This window comes from Gilliamella sp. B2824 (genome assembly GCF_026536245.1).
Classification (GTDB): domain Bacteria; phylum Pseudomonadota; class Gammaproteobacteria; order Enterobacterales; family Orbaceae; genus Gilliamella.
The window spans coordinates 291461-308439 of record NZ_JAFNON010000002.1 but is presented as its reverse complement, the minus strand read 5'-3'; the positions used below and the strand labels follow the sequence as shown (position 1 = coordinate 308439).

The window sequence follows — 16979 nt, the reverse complement described above, 5'->3', positions numbered from 1 at the left end:
TCATTTCTAACTGTGTTGATTTGATGATTACTGTAATAGGTAAATTTGAATCAAATATATCAATATATTAAAAGCCAATATTAATCATTAATATACGTGATTTTGATTATTTTGTCTTAAAATTGATTTTACTCAATATTATGTAAATTTTTATAATTTGATTGCTGTTTTACTCTCCATGTGGTGAAATATAAATTGATAATTCGGTATGTATACAATTGATTGTAAAAAAGGTATCGAGTTACCAAAAGCTTTTCTTTTTTCCATCTTAAATTTTTAAAAATAGTTTTTAGCGTTATTTATTCAACAAGTCATTCTAGTTTTGAAGATTTATTGTGTTATTCAAATTACTTAGTCAATAAATAAACCAGTTTTTAAAATTTAAGTGCAACATTATAAAAATAACCAATTAATTAAGTTTTTCATGTTTTTCTATAAAAAAATTGGATGAAAGCCAATAATTGCTTTTGTGAGAGGAAATATGAACAAAGTATCTAAGTTAATTTGGAACACATCGCGTCAACATGATATTGACAGCTCAAGGAAGGCACAATCTAAACGTAAAACATTTTTGATTAATATCATTACAACTAGCATAACTGCGGCTATGATTTCGCCTAGTTATGCGAACTGTAGTAAGAATGATCAAATTAATCAGTCTTGTTCTACCACTCATTCTTCAACTTTATTTAACACTGATACTGCTAATTATATTCAGCGCTTTTCAAGCATTAGCACGCGTGGGCGTTCAATCCATTTGAGCCAAAATAGCGATGTTACAAATAATAGTGGCAATGGATATGAATATACTTCTGCGACTGATACAGACAGTTTAATCTTTGGACAAACAGCAGGTAAAATTACAGGCAGCACTAGTGGTCTAAACTTGGTACATCAAGGTACAAATACTTTATCAATAAATACTGCTGGAACCATACTGGGCGGTACAGATTATGGAATTGTGGCTGAAAATGCTGAAAACTCGACAGATATTATTATCACACAATTAACCAATGGCAGTATTACAGGTGGAAAAACTGGGATTTTAGTTGTTAATAATGGGAAAAGTACAACGAATGTTAATACTTCAGGTGCCGTTAATGGTAACCAAGAAGATGGGATATCGGTGATTAATGGTAATCAGGCAACCGACATTTCAATAAATAATGCTAAACCTGAAGGGGTTATTACGGGTGGTAATCGTGGTATAAATGTCGATAATCAAGGTATAGGTAATACCGAAATTCTGGTTTCAGGTTCGGTAAAAGGGGTCAATGGCGAAGGTATTTTTGTTAAAAATAGTAATAAAAGCAAAATAATTACCATAAACCAATTAGAAGAAAAAAGTATAATTTCTGGTAATACTTATGGTATTTCTGTTTATAATTCTGGTTCAGAGAAAACCAGTATTTTGTCAAAGGGAAAAGTAATAGGAAGTAATAGTGATGCAATTTACTCTGAAACAGCTGAAACAGGATCAGATGTATTTATCACTCAGTTCGAACAAAGTGAAATTACCGGTCATAATAATGGGATTACCGTTATTAATAAGGGTAGAGGAGAAAGTACTTTTAACCTTTCTGGTAAAATAATTGGTGAACAACAAGATGGGATTGTGGTTCAAAATTTAAACCCAGACTCAACTAAATTATCCATAACACAGGGGGGAGGAAGTATTTGGGGAAATGTTAATGGTTTAAATTTATTAAATAAAGGTAAAGGAGCGACAACCATTACAACCAGAAATGGTGTGGAAGGACAACAGAAAGATGGCATTATTGCGATAAATGAAACGGGTTCGGATCTTTTAAAATTAGATCAAACATCAGGTTCAATTAAGGGGCATAATAATGGGCTAAATTTTGTCAACAAAGGTAACAGCTCTATTATTATGAATATATCAGGTGATGTTACTGGTCAACAAGAAGATGGCATTAAGGCTATCAATCAAGAAGAAAGTGCTACAAATATCAATCTTACACAGTCTATAGGATATATCCGTGGTCACAATAACGGTATAAATGTCATAAATAATGGTCGAGGTTCTACTCAGATAGATTTGAGCAGTTATATTTTGAGTTATCAAAATGATGGTGTTTCAATCACTAATGGTAATACAGCCAATTCTCTTACGATAAATCAATATAATGGTACTATTACTGGTAACGGAAAGGGTATTAATCTCAATAATAATGGTAAAGGAACAACCAATATCGGTTTATCCGGTACTGTGTCATCTAATACTAATGAAGCGGTATTTGCAGAAAATGGTAATCAGACAGATGAATTAAATTTTATACAATCTGGTGGGAGCATAAATGGCAAGACAAATGGTGTTTATTTAATTAATAATGGATTGGCTTCGACCTATATTGAGACATCTAGTGTCATTGTGGGTGATTCTCAACATGCTCTATTGGTCGTTAATAACGATACAACTAATGATTTAAACATTAAACAGTCTGATGGCAGTATTACGGGTTTTTATAATGGTATTAATGCACTCAATAATGGTCAAGGGTTAACAGATATCGAAATTGCTGGTGAAGTAAATGGCTATAATGCTGAAGCGATTTTGATTAATAATGGTCTTAAAACCAGAGAGTTAAAATTTACAGTAACACAATCTGGTGATATAAAAGGTCATAGTAAAGGCGTGAATTTGATAAATAATGGCGAGGGATCATCTACTTTAGTTTTAAATGGTAAAATTAACTCGACGTTAGATGATGCGATAGATGTCTTTAACCAAAATAATACGACAGGCATAGATTTGACGCAATCGGCAGATAGTATTATCAAAGGTGCTAATAATGGTATTAAGTTAAATAATTCAGGTAAAGGCAATGTTGTCATCGTTACATCGGGGATTGTAGTAGGTGGAGCAAAAGCGGGTATTGAGGTTGATAATGGAACAACAAGCTCGGGTGTAAGTATCAAACAAAACCAAGGAACCATTCATGGACGAGATAATGGTATTTATGTAAATAATAACGGCACCGATAATACAGTTATTGATATAGCTAATAAAGTTTATGCTGATGGTAACGATCAAAATAATAACAAAGATGCCGGTATTTACACTACAGGTCAATCAGGTACGGCAACGTATATTAACCTTAATAATGGTGCTAATGTTTATTCTACACTTGGTACGGCTATCAGAAACGAAGTAACGAATTCAACTATCAATCTTAATGATGGTTCGAAGGTTAGTGGTAAAATTTTGCTTGGAACAGGCAATGATACGTTGAATATTAACCAAGGTGCTGATATTTCTGATATAACTGTACTTGATGGTGGGCATAAAGCTACCCGAGATGGAGACTTGTCAGAGAAAGACGTGCTTAATTTTAGTACGCATCTTACTGGTTCTTCTGACTCAACAGGCAGTATCAACAATGTCGCTATTTTAGATTGGGAAAATATTAATGTTGGTCAAACAGGCATTTTATCACTAACAGGTGATCTTAATACTGATAAATTAACCCTTAGCTCGGGATCGGTGTTAGATTTAGTGCCATCCTTGCATCAAGCTACAGTGCGAGGAAGTGTGTATAATGCTGGTACTATTACACTTAATAATGGTTATGCTGGAGATAATTTAACTATTACAGGGGATTATAATGGTGTAAATGGCAGATTGTTACTTGATACAGTCGTTCAAGATAGTAATAGTCCGACCGATAAATTGCTCATTGGTGGCAATGCTTCAGGCCATACATCAGTAAACATAAATAATGTCGGTGGATTAGGTGCTAACACCGGTATGACTAATGGTATTGAGATTGTTAATGTCAAGGGTATAAGTTCAAATGATGCGTTTAACTTAGAAGGTAATCATATAGATGTTGGTGCTTTTGAATATTATTTATATAAAGGCGGCCTTAATCAAGAAAACGAAAACTGGTATTTGCGCTCTTATAAACCAACGAACCCAACAGATCCCGATAAGCCGGTTAATCCAACAAACCCGGATAAACCGGTTAATCCGACTAACCCAGATAAGCCGGTTAATCCGACTAACCCAGATAAGCCGGTAAACCCAACAGACCCAGATAAACCGGTTAACCCAACAAATCCAGATAAGCCCGTTAATCCGACTAATCCCGATAAACCGGTTAATCATAAAGTATCTTATCGTAAAGAAGTGCCAATGTTTGCCGCAGTTGCTGCTCAATTACGTCAAGCAGACCTTATAATGCAAGGTAATATGCACCAACGTATAGGTAATACATTATTACCTGATGATTATACTAGTTGGGGAAGACTAATTGCTGCACGTTCAGATATTAAACAAGATGGTGACGTTGATGCACGTAGTAAAGGAAATTATACCGGTTTGCAAGTTGGAAGTGATGTTTGGTTAAGTGAAGATACTAATTGGCGAGCAGGGGGCTACTTTGGTTATTTATATGGACGGTTACATATGAATGGCTTTGCTAGTGGTGACTTTGGCCAAGTTGGTAAAAATAATCTCAACTCTTACTTTATTGGCGCTTATGGTAATTACATGCAAAACGATGGCACTTATTTAGATTTGGTTTTACAGGGTGGGCGTCATGAGGTGGATATTAAACCTGATGAAAATAAAAATAGTAGTCAAAAAGGTTATGGTATTAGCGCTTCAATCGAAGCGGGAAAACCATTTAATTTAAATTATTATGATTGGAAATTAGAACCTCAAGCACAAATTATTCATCAATGGTTAAATATCAATAACAGCCATATAAGTGGACAAACAACGGTTAAACAGGACGATAATGATTCTTGGTTATTCCGTGTTGGTGCACGATTAGAAAATGATTTTCAGACTGATTTAGGTACGTTACGACCTTATACCCGTGTCAATTTGTTCTATTCGCCAGATGGTGATGATAGCACTATTTTTGCAAGTCCAAGTGCTTCAACAAAAATTAAAAGTGGTGCGGGTTATACAAGTACAGAGCTTGCTATTGGTGGAAGTTACGAGATCAATAGTCAAATAAGTGCATACACTGAAATTGGTCATACTTGGTCTAACAGCGGTGATGCCAATGTCAAAGCACCTATTACGGGATCTTTAGGGCTTAGAGCTAATTGGTAGTTTGAGTTAGATCATAATTTTATTTTAGACAAACCGATATCTTATTTAAGTTGGGTATCGGTTTTTTTATTGAGTTCATTTAAAAAATGTAATTAACACTAAGGATATTAAGTTGATTGAAACCATTAAGTATTTATCAAACTTAGTTTTAGTAAGTAGGATTTATTTATCTTATTGTTAATAAATAAGGCATCAATATTGTGATTTTTTCTACGTTTAATTGTCTTTAAATATTCCAAGTATTATTAAACTATTATAGTCGTATGGTTTACTAAGTATATAATCTGGTTGCTTTTGTCTAACTGACTGCTTATTATTAAAGAACTAGAATTGTGTAAAAATCGAATAATCGTTATTTATATGCCATCTCAAACACTCTCAAAAAAAGGAAATGATACTAAAACAGCATTAATTCGTAGTGGTATGGAGTTAATGACAACATATGGTTATCTATCATCAAATATTGAAAGTATATTAAAGCAGGTCGGAGTGCCAAAAGGTTCTTTCTATTACTACTTTAAAAGTAAAGAGGATTTTGGTCATGCCATTATTACCTCATACAACAATTTTTTTATGTATAAATTAGATAAACATCTAACTAATAATGCAATTTCATCACCTTTAGCCAGAATACAAGCTTTTTATGAAGATGCGAAGCGAGGTATGGCAAAGTATGATTACAATCGAGGCTGTTTAATTGGTGAATTAATTCAAGAAGAATCGTTACTGCCAAAGGGGTATGCAACAGTTCTTGAACAAATTTTGCTAAATTGGCAAGCTAAACTTGAAAAATGTCTACTTCTTGCACAGCAATGTGGTGAACTAAAATCAAATAGTGACTGCAAGGCATTAGCTGAATTTTTCTGGATTGGTTGGGAAGGCGCGGTTACACGTAGCAAGTTAATTAAACGATCTGATCCGTTAGATTGTTTTATTCAACTGTTTCTCGATAAAATTGTCCACTAATACCGGCAAGATTATTTATAATAAGACAATAACAATTTGTAGACTATATTTATTTAGAAAATGATAGTATGACTAAATATTCCCCTTTTTTGAATCATCAAACATAATAAACCCGCTAAAACAAAAGCTATATGTAGAATAAAAGTATCTGATTGTCATCAGTTGCAATTAACTAGACGATCGGTCTATAATATTTAGACTATTTGTCTACAAACAGTAATTCAATAAGTTAACTTTATTACTAAGCTTTATTGTAGTGAATTACCCAATCCGATTTACAAAAATTTGATAAGGAATATGTATGTCATTTAACGCCATTATTTTAGAAAAAGATGAGATTAATGGGTTTTCACATTCATTAAAAACCATCACTAAACAACAGTTGTTGCAACAACAGGGTGATACTCTAGTTCAAATTCACTATTCAAGTATCAATTATAAAGATGCATTAGCGTTAACTCATAAAAGTCCTGTTGTTAGGCAATGGCCTATGGTGCCGGGTATTGATGGTGTGGGTACAGTTATTGAATCTAACAGTGATCGATATCATGCTGGTGATACTGTTATTTTAAATGGTTGGGGATGTGGTGAAACCCATTGGGGGTGTCTGGCGCAATATGCTTACTTAAAATCAGATTGGTTAATTCCATTACCCCAAAATATCACACCCTATCAATCGATGATTATTGGTACCGCTGGATATACCGCTGCATTGTGTGTAAAACGTATTGTTGATTTTGGGATAAAACCGCAAAGCGGAACTATACTTGTGACAGGGGCGAGTGGCGGAGTTGGCTCGGTTGCGGTAGCTTTATTAAGCAAATTGGGTTATCAAGTTACTGCATCAACAGGTAAATTAACTGACACAGAATATCTAAACAAACTTGGTGCAAGCAATATTATTGATAGTAAACAGTTGAAAGAGGCAGGTAAACCTCTACAAAAAGAACAGTGGTCAGCCGTTGTCGATGTGGTTGGTTCTCATACCTTAGCTAATGTATGCGCCCAAACTCAGTATGGTGGCATTGTAGCCTGTTGTGGTCTCGCTCAAGGCATGGATTTACCCGCAACGGTTGCTCCGTTTATTTTACGAGGCGTCACACTAGCAGGTGTAGATAGTGTGATGGCAAGCTATGATAAACGAATTGCTGCTTGGCAATTAATAGCAGAAAACATGGATGAAAAGCTGTATTATCATATAGCTCAGACTATTACATTAAATGAATGCTTTGAAGTGGCAAATAAGATGATCGCAAATAAAATTAAAGGTCGCTTTGTAGTTGATGTAAATAACTAAATCGATATTTAATAAAGTGGTGTAATTTTACACTGCTTTATTAATCCTGAAATTGATTTAGATAAAAATTAACCCAATTCATTGATTAATAATTCTTGTATTTCCTATAAAATCAGACTAAATTTAATCTTAACTGTTTTGAAAGTAGAGTTCGCAACAACCGTTTAGAATTATCCATATTGTATGATTAATTTATAGGGGAATGTGATATGCCTTATCAAACACGAGACGACCTACCTGAGTCTGTTCGACATGTTTTACCAGCACATGCTCAAGATATTTTTAAAGAAGCATTTAATAGTGCCATAAAAGAGTATCAAGATCCTAAAAAAAGACGAGATAATAGTTCACCTGAGCAAGTTGCTTTCCGTGTTGCCTGGTCGGCGGTTGAAAAGCTTTACCATAAAGATGAAAACGGCAAATGGGTCGCTAAATCGTAACGTTAATGCTGTACACTTGTTTTAACAAACCATAATGCTATATGATTGATGCTCAATTAAAAATAGTATAATCCAAGCCAACATGTATGGTTGGCTTATTTATATTCAAATTAAGAGATTAAAATGTTCATTTTTTCAATTACCTACCTCAAGCCGATTAGTGAAGTAGAAAAATACTTACCACAACATATCGATTATTTAGAACGTCATTATCAATCAGGACATTTTATTGCTTCAGGCCGAAAAGTGCCACGTATTGGGGGTGTGATACTTTGTCGTGCTAAGAATAAAGAACAAGCGCTAACTATAATGCAAAAAGATCCATTTTATATTTATCAAATTGCACAATATGAACTCTTAGAATTTATACCTACAAAGTTTGCGAAGGAATTTGAAGTGTTTATCTCATTATAGTCAAAAAATTTTAATGAATATTAATAAAATTTTATTAAAAAAATAGTTAGTCTAAGTCTCATTATAAAATGAACCGATTATCAATCCATTCATCTTTTAATATCACTATTTCAAAAAAGTGATAAAAACGTTGAGCTTTTTTGTTTTTTTCAAGTCCTATATAAGTCTGTTATTTGTTAAATAAAATTATTTAAATTCATTTAAGTCTATTTATTATGGATTGATTAATTATTAATGAAAAAATAGAGAATAACTAATCAAATCAGTATGTCAGGGTGATCAATAATCACTTAATAAATTAGGATCGATCTGTCGAACGGGTATTAAATTAGTCGTTATACAACCTAATCATTAACTTATCATTAGCTTAACCTTTTTTAAAAAAATGCGAGTTATTTAGTAAAAGATTATCTCACAAATTTGTACAAACACATTTTTTTATTATGTAAATTTTTATCGTAGTTGCTCAATGTCTTCGCTTTATCTAAAGGTTAGATAAATTTTCCTTATCATGTTCTCATTTTTTATTTTTCCTGATCAATACGGAAAAAGTTGGTTAGTAATTCAGCTTTTTTCCTTTTATACTGAATTCAATCTCTCATTTAATACAGGTATTTGATCATGAATAACAAAGGTTTAGCAAAAGGTTTTTTATGGGGTGGTGCTGTTGCTGCACATCAATTAGAAGGCGCATGGCAAGCTGGTGGTAAAGGGCCTAGTGTTGCGGATGTGATGACAGTTGGATCGACTAAAAGTTATCGTAAAATCACCGAAGGTATAATTCCCGGTGAGTATTATCCTAATCATGAAGCTATCGACTTTTATCATCATTATAAAGATGATATTAAACTCTTCGCTGAAATGGGGTTTAAATGTTTTCGAACTTCGATTGCATGGACTCGCATTTTTCCTAAAGGTGATGAACTGGCACCCAATGAAGAAGGCCTAAAATTTTATGATGACCTATTTGATGAATGTTTAAAATACAATATTGAACCAGTTGTTACCCTCTCACATTTTGAATTACCTTATTATTTAGTTACTGAATATGGTGGTTTTCGTAATCGTAAATTAATTGATTTCTTTGTGCGCTTTGCAGAGGTCTGCTTTGATCGTTACAAAAATAAAGTCAAATATTGGATGACCTTTAATGAGATCAATAACCAAGCCAATTTTAATGAAGATTTTGCGCCTTTTACAAATTCAGGTATCTACTATAAAGCTGGCGATGATCGCGAACAAATTATGTATCAAGCGGCACACTATGAGTTGGTTGCTAGTGCAAAAGCGGTTCAAATTGGTCATGCTATCAATCCTGATTTCCAAATCGGTTGTATGATTGCATTCGTACCAATCTATCCGGAAACCTGTAAACCTGGTGATATCTTAATGGCGCAAAAAGTCATGGAACGTAAGTATTTCTTTACCGATGTTCATGTTCATGGTCAATATCCTAACCATATTATCAAATACTGGCAACGCAAAGGCTTTAAATTAGACGTGACAAGTCAAGATCTCGAAGTGTTAGTAAACGGCACTGTTGATTACATTGGTTTTAGTTATTACATGTCTAATGCGATTAGAAAAAAATCAGATAACTATGAATATAACGAAAAAACCGATTTAATTGGTAATCAATACGTTAAAAAATCTGATTGGGGTTGGCAGATCGATCCGGAAGGTTTGCGCTACACATTAAATTGGTTAACTGATATGTATCACTTACCGCTTTTCATCGTAGAAAATGGATTTGGTGCATATGATAAAGTTGAAGCTGATGGTAGTATTCATGACAGCTATCGTATTGAATATCTTCGAGAACATATTAAACAAATGAAGTTAGCGGTTGAAGAAGATGGCGTTAATTTGATGGGATATACCCCTTGGGGCTGTATTGATTTGGTGTCAGCGGGAACAGGTGAAATGGAAAAACGTTACGGCTTTATCTATGTTGATAAAGACAATAAAGGTAAAGGCACTTTAAAACGAAGTCGAAAAGATTCATTTGCTTGGTATAAAAAAGTCATTGAGTCAAATGGTGAAAATTTATAACGGATAAGTTTATAGGAGACACTATGAAAAAAGCATTAATTATTTGTGCTGCTGGTATGTCATCATCGTTAATGGCAAAAAAAGTCACGGAATTTTTTGCAAAAGAAGATAAAGCTATTACCGTTGATGCAGTTTCAGCCACTGAAGGCACTAACATGATCAAAAACAGTGACTTCGGACTTTTTTTAATTAGTCCACAAACCATGATGATGTTCGATAAATTCAAAAAATTAGGTGATGAAGTAGGTAAACCCGTGGTTAGTATCCCTTTTCAAGCCTATATCCCTATCCAATCAGGGATTGAACAATTAGCAAAGTTGATTGAGGATAATATTAACTAAGTTGAATTTGTATATACAGGTTGGCGCTGTCTTTGCTATGCCTTAAATAACAGCGCCTTATTACCTTGGTCGGTGAGTTTTTCGCGTAGATAAATTTAACCACGATATTTTGTATAGCGGTTTTAGTTGCCACAGGTAAGAATGATAATGATAAAAAACAAACAACGTGACCTTATTGCTTTAATGGTCTGTTCTAAAAATATATTCAAAAGTAGTGCCATGCTCGCAAAAGCATTGTCGTTATCCGATAGAACGGTACGTACTTATCTTCATGATCTCAAATCACTCATTGAAGAAAATGGTGCCATTATTGTGAGTAAGCAAGGTTATGGGTACCAACTACAAGTAAAAGATAGAACCGTATTTAATCAATTTTTAATTAAACATCATTTATTGGATCCCAATCAAGAACAAGTTAATTGTCGAGAACTTTGCCAAAGAAAACATCATATCCTAAATCTTTTATTACTTGAAAGCCAAACAATAGATATAGAAACATTATCAGAACAGTTATTTATTAGTACATCGCAATTATGCAAAGACATGCAAGATATCAAGCTTCAACTGCAACCTTTTGAACTCACTTTAAAAAAAAATCGCAGCTTGTTTTATGTTGATGGTGCAGAAAAAGCAAAGCGACATTTCATTATGAGCTATTTTTTTCATGAAGAAACACTCAATTTTTTACACCGTTTAAGTTATCTCAATAAATTTAGTGATGTAATAAGTTTTGATACTTTAACCATTATTATTTTAGATGAATGTCGTGAAGCAAAAATTAAACTATCTGATGTAATGATGCAAAATATTGTGTTGCATTTGGCATTAAGTATAAAACGTTTACAATCAGGATTATTAATTCAAAATCTTGATTTGCCCAGCTCAGCTAATCACGCTTTGGAGTACCAAGTTGCTCAAAAAATTATTAATCGAATTGAAGTCGTAATTGGATTTTCTTTCCCTAAAGAAGAGCAGATGTACTTAACTTTACATTTGATGAGTAAATCCAATGTTATTGAGCAGAATTTAGATAGCCAATTAAGCTTAATGTTGAACAATTTACTAGTCAAAATTCAACATGAAACAGGTTACCAATTTTTGAACGATGAGCAGTTAAAACATGGATTAGTACAGCATTTAAAACCGATGTTAGTACGCTTAGAACAAAATATAACTTTAGAAAATCCATTACTTAAAGAAATCAAAACCTGTTCGACTGAACTGTTTGAATTGGTTAAACATTATTTTAGCCAACTTCCAAACTTAAAAAACTATTCTATTCAAGATGATGAGTGGGGTTATTTAGCCCTCCACTTTTTAGCATCAATTGAAAAACTAAAAAATGAACAAAAAGCGAAAGTTTTAATTATTTGTGCTACAGGCTTAGGCAGTGCTCAACTATTAAAAAATCGGGTTGAACGTGAATTTCAAGAACGAATTAAAATTGTCGACACGCGAGGATATTATGAAATTGATCCCGAGATGTTAAATGAGGTGGATTTTATCATCTCTTCCGTCGATCTTTCATCAAAAGTGTTTAAAATTCCCGTTTTTCAGGTTTCTGTATTTTTTACTGAAGACGATGTGCAAAAAATTCGTTGTTATCTTGCTTCAAAAAAACATTTTAATTCTGTGAATCGTACCGCATTCAACAAAGTAATGCCCAGTGTTTCAGGTGAATTAACGCATATTGAGCAAGTTATTGATGATTTAAGTGCCGACTATTTTTATATCTGTCAACATCCTATATCAAAAGATGAATTGTTAGTTCGATTACTGGATCGATTATCGATAAATGAATCCTGCTGTTATACAAATAAAATGCTAAAACAGATAGATAAGCGTTCGTTACTAGGCGATATTTTTTTTAGTGATACCATTGCCGTCCCTCATCCGGCTGAACCTGTAGGCAAGCTGTCAAAAATAGGCATTGCTCTTATTCCTGAAGGGCTATTTTGGCAGCAAAATCACCCGAAAATACATTTTGTTTTTTTGATTTCACCGTCTATTTATCAAAATCCCAACTTAGCGATGATGACTAAAGCGATTGTCAATTTAATAGATAGCTTTGATATGCAAGCCAAATTACTCAAAACGCAAAATTTTAATCAATTTAGACAACTTTTTATTCAACTTATTGAAAAGGAGCATAGCCATGAATGATGAAATGAGTTCCGATGATCTTCAATTGATTGCTTTTAACATTATTTTACATAGTGGTAATGCCAAAACCAAAATTCATGATGCATTTAACGCTATGCGGCAAACTGATTTTAACTTAGCAAAACAACTCCTTGAACAAGCCAATGAACAGATTCTTCAAGCACACAAATCGCAAACTGGTTTACTGCAAAGTTATGCTAATGGCATCAAAATCAACATGGAAATTATTATGGTGCACGCACAAGATCATTTAATGACAACCATGACTATGCGAGAAATTGCCATTGAAATGGTCCATCTGTACGAACTCAATCATCAGCTTACCGAAAAATTACGAGGTTAAATCTAATCATGGACAAACAGTTAAAAATACATCAGAAAGCAAGTTTAACTAACCTTTATTTCAATCGCTTTTTAGCCGTCCGTTACAGCACCGCGTTATTCCTATTTTTAAATCTCTATTGGTTGGTATTTTTACTTGGTTCACTGTCATTTATGGCTATTTTACCAGCTATGATTTTTATTCTGGGCACATTAGCCAGCTTTGAACAAATTAAATTATATCGACAACATCAAAATAGATTACCGTTTGCCAAGTTATTTTATCAAACCATTTTTATCAGTTATTGCATGGTAACTATTACTGTTTATAGCTCTGTGTTTCATTTATTTTTTCCATTTTTAAAAGTAGCACCAACAACATTAACTACTATTTTTGTGCTCTTGTTGGGGTGTCTAACTATTTCGCTGTTAATGCTCTATAAATTGAAAAAGATTGAGCGTAACAAAGATAAACACTATCAAAGAATTCTAGCTTACCAAGCGATCATTAATTAGAAGAGGAAAACAAGATGAATACTGGATTTATGTTTTTACAAAAGTACTTGATGTCGCCTATGGCAAAAATATCACAATTTAAAATTGTACGAGCAGTGATGGCGGCAGGTATGGCATCAATTCCTTTTTGTATCGTAGGATCGATGTTTTTAGTCTTTAATACATTACCGATGACTTTTACTGGTTTAGAAAGTCTATTTGAGAATACGATTTTTCGAATAAGTGATCTTTATATGATTGCTAATACAGCAACCATGGGGATTTTAGCGATCTATTTTAATATTGTTGTTGGTTATGAACTAACTAAAATTGAACAAGAAGAGACGGGTTTAAAAGTTAGTCCACTCAATGGAGCCATGCTTTCCATATTTGCTTTTATGATGACTTTACCTGAGCTTGTTTTGAAAAATGGCTCTGTCGTTTTACTTAATGATACAACCGAATTGGTTTTTAATGGTTTACGCTTAAAACCTTTTATTTTTCGGTTAGGTACTTCGGGTATTTTTATTGCTATTGTCATGGCGATAGTTGCAACTCAACTTTATTTTGTTTGTGTTAGACGCAATTGGGTTGTCAAAATGCCCGAAACTGTTCCGTTAGGTGTTTCACGATCGTTCACTGCTTTAATTCCAACATTTGTCATCGCATTTACTATCATCATTCTTAATGGCATTTTAATTTACTTTGGTACCGATATTTTTGATATTATTGGTGTGCCATTTACTTTTGTGACCAATCTAACCAAAAGTTGGCTTGGTATCATGGTAATTCTATTTTTAATTCATGCACTTTGGGTTGTTGGTATTCATGGTGCTAGTATTATCGGTGCGTTTATAACGCCAATAATGTTAGCCAATATGGCTGAAAATGCTTCTGGTTCACATATTCCTTTTGCTGGTGAATTTAATAATTCATTAGTCATTTTAGGCGGATCTGGCTCAACGCTATTAATGACCTTTTTTATTGCTTTTTTTGCTAAATCTAGTCAATTAAAAATATTAGGTCGGGCTTCGGTTGTGCCTGCCATTTTCAATATTAATGAACCTGTTATCTTTGGTATGCCAATCGTTTATAACCCATATCTTGCCATACCATTCTTATTAGCGCCAATGGCTTGCGGTACGTTGGGTTATTTTGCTATAAGTAGTGGTTTTATGAATCCTATTATTGCGTTAGTGCCTTGGCCATCCCCAGCAGGATTAGGTGCTTTTATTGGAACAGGTGGAGATTATAAAGCAGCGATTGTTGCTATATTTTCGGCCATTTTGGCATTATTGATCTATTTACCTTTTGTAAAGTTATACGACAACAAACTTTTTAAAGGAGAACAACAAAAGGCAAATAGTTAAATACAGAACCTATACTCTGCCTTTGATTCTTGTTAGAGCGTTTAAATTTTTATTAAAATGATGACGCTCTTTCTATTTCTCTCTCAAATTCTCATATTTGACATATGCCTCAAATATTTTGGTTCACCTTAATTTGATATTGTTTAATATTTACTCAATTTTTTAAAATTATATGCTATATTGATAATTCCCCTTTATTCAACAGTATTATGATTTAATCATGTTTTGTTGGTACTTTGAGTAAAAGGGAAGGACGAAAATACAATATTGATGAGGAGGTACAAAATGTTAAATTGCAAAGGCCAGTTGATAAAGTATTGCTACCTTATCCTGTTTTTTATGTTTTGTCAGCCCATATATGCGGTTGAAAATGGTAAACAAAAATTTGAATCAGGCGCAATAGCGTCGCCTGATTATTATGGTGCGATTGCTGGGCAAGAAATGTTAACCAAAGGTGGTAATGCTGCTGATGCTGCTGTTGCTACCGCCTTTGCATTGGCTGTGACTTATCCTGAAGCAGGGAATATTGGTGGCGGTGGTTTTATGACGCTTTGGATGGAAGGAAAGCCCTATTTCATTGATTATCGAGAAACTGCCCCACAAAAAGCCGATAAAGATATGTTCCTTGATGAAAATAAGAATGTTATTACTGACTTAAGTTTGTATTCTCATAAAGCTTCGGGCGTACCTGGAACGGTTGCAGGCATGTGGGCAATCCATCAGCGATTCGGTAAATTAACCTGGAAAGAGGTATTAGCACCTGCAATTCGTTTTGCCAATGATGGGTTTACTGTCAATAAACAGTTGGTTGAACGTTATCAAGAAGTTGAAGCATCAGCCCCTACTAATGGTCACTTTAAACAATACTTTGGTTCAATGCAAGAAGGTAAAGTGTTCAAACAACCTGAACTTGGCAAAGTACTTGAAAGTATTGCTGAGCAGGGAAGTGATGGCTTTTATAAAGGAAAAACGGCAAAATTAATTGCACAGCAAATGATACAAAATGATGGCTTAATTAGTGAAAGTGATTTAGCTAATTATCAAGCTAAATGGCGAGATCCACTTGTTACAAATTGGCATGATATGCAGATTGTGACAGCGCCTCCACCAAGTTCAGGTGGTGTGGGCTTAATTCAATTACTTTTAATGAAACAAGATTTAGCAAATGATTTTGAAAATGTTTCCGTTAATTCTCCACAATATATCCATTTATTAGCTGAAATAGAAAAGCGAGTATTTGCCGATCGCGCTGAATATATGGGCGATCCCGATTTTGTTACTGTGCCCGTTGCGAAATTGATTGATGCTAAATATGTGGCAGAAAGAGCTAAACAAGTGAATCCAACAGCAATTTCTATCACCGAACAAGTTAAACCTGGTTTAACTAGTGAACCTGAAAAACTGCAAACAACGCATTTTTCAGTGGTAGATAAATGGGGTAATGCGGCTTCTAATACTTATACGCTTAATGGCTGGTTTGGATCAACGGTTGTGATTGAAGGCACAGGCATTATTTTAAATAATGAAATGGATGATTTTAGCAGTAAGCCAGGTGTTGCCAACCAATTTGGTGTAGTGGGTAAAGATGCTAACGCTATTGAACCTAACAAACGACCCTTATCGTCGATGACGCCAAGTATATTGATTAAAAATAATGATGTGGTTATGGTCATTGGTACGCCTGGTGGTTCAAGGATTTTTACTTCAATCTTCCAAGTGATAACAAATGTATTTGATAATCACATGTCATTGAAAACCGCTATGGATGCACCACGTTATCATCATCAATTATTACCTAAAAATGTGATTTTTACCGAACCTTATCAAAAGAAAGTCCCTGAGGATTTTAAACACAAACTAGAACAAATGGGCTATCGTTTTGAGCAACAGGATTTTAATGGTGATATTCAAGCGATTAAGGTAAATGATAAACAACCAGAGGCTGTTTCAGATAGTCGTGGAAGAGGAACATCCCTCGTCATTAACTAAAATAGTTGATTTAATGTAATAAATTGCTATTTAGTTAAATTTGCT

The 16979-nt window shown here is 33.8% G+C and carries 12 protein-coding genes; all 12 read left to right on the top strand.

What is annotated here, in order from left to right; genetic code table 11:
- Positions 1-481 precede the first annotated feature (481 nt).
- A complete protein-coding gene (locus J3U56_RS03345; protein WP_267366713.1) occupies positions 482-5086 on the top strand; it encodes an autotransporter outer membrane beta-barrel domain-containing protein in 4605 nt (1534 codons plus the stop codon).
- A gap of 360 nt (positions 5087-5446) precedes the next feature.
- Positions 5447-6052: a TetR/AcrR family transcriptional regulator gene (locus J3U56_RS03340; RefSeq protein WP_267366711.1), complete on the top strand. Its 606-nt coding sequence runs from the start codon at positions 5447-5449 to the stop codon at positions 6050-6052.
- A 301-nt stretch (positions 6053-6353) separates the two neighbouring features.
- On the top strand, positions 6354-7349 hold the full coding sequence (locus tag J3U56_RS03335; RefSeq protein ID WP_267366709.1) for an MDR family oxidoreductase: 996 nt from the start codon (positions 6354-6356) through the stop codon (positions 7347-7349).
- A gap of 209 nt (positions 7350-7558) precedes the next feature.
- Entirely contained in the window at positions 7559-7789 is a 231-nt protein-coding gene (locus J3U56_RS03330; RefSeq protein WP_267343769.1) for a ChaB family protein, read from the top strand.
- A gap of 123 nt (positions 7790-7912) precedes the next feature.
- A complete protein-coding gene (locus J3U56_RS03325) occupies positions 7913-8203 on the top strand; it encodes a YciI family protein (protein WP_267366707.1) in 291 nt (96 codons plus the stop codon).
- A gap of 621 nt (positions 8204-8824) precedes the next feature.
- Complete coding sequence (locus tag J3U56_RS03320; protein ID WP_267366705.1) at positions 8825-10255, top strand: 6-phospho-beta-glucosidase; 1431 nt, start codon at positions 8825-8827, stop codon at positions 10253-10255.
- Positions 10256-10278: 23 nt separating this feature from the next.
- Entirely contained in the window at positions 10279-10596 is a 318-nt protein-coding gene (locus tag J3U56_RS03315; RefSeq protein ID WP_267333184.1) for a PTS cellobiose transporter subunit IIB, read from the top strand.
- A gap of 147 nt (positions 10597-10743) precedes the next feature.
- Positions 10744-12759 carry a BglG family transcription antiterminator gene (locus tag J3U56_RS03310; RefSeq protein WP_267366703.1) on the top strand — a complete coding sequence of 672 codons (2016 nt, stop codon included), beginning with the start codon at positions 10744-10746 and terminating at the stop codon, positions 12757-12759.
- A gap of 4 nt (positions 12760-12763) precedes the next feature.
- Positions 12764-13102, top strand: coding sequence for a PTS cellobiose transporter subunit IIA (locus J3U56_RS03305; protein WP_416379563.1), 339 nt, complete (start codon positions 12764-12766; stop codon positions 13100-13102).
- Positions 13103-13110: 8 nt separating this feature from the next.
- Positions 13111-13596, top strand: a complete 486-nt coding sequence (locus J3U56_RS03300; RefSeq protein ID WP_267333181.1) for a hypothetical protein — start codon at positions 13111-13113, stop codon at positions 13594-13596.
- A 14-nt stretch (positions 13597-13610) separates the two neighbouring features.
- Positions 13611-14945, top strand: a complete 1335-nt coding sequence (gene celB / locus J3U56_RS03295; protein WP_267366702.1) for a PTS cellobiose transporter subunit IIC — start codon at positions 13611-13613, stop codon at positions 14943-14945.
- Positions 14946-15284: 339 nt separating this feature from the next.
- Complete coding sequence (ggt, locus tag J3U56_RS03290) at positions 15285-16934, top strand: gamma-glutamyltransferase (RefSeq protein ID WP_416380271.1); 1650 nt, start codon at positions 15285-15287, stop codon at positions 16932-16934.
- Positions 16935-16979 lie beyond the last annotated feature (45 nt).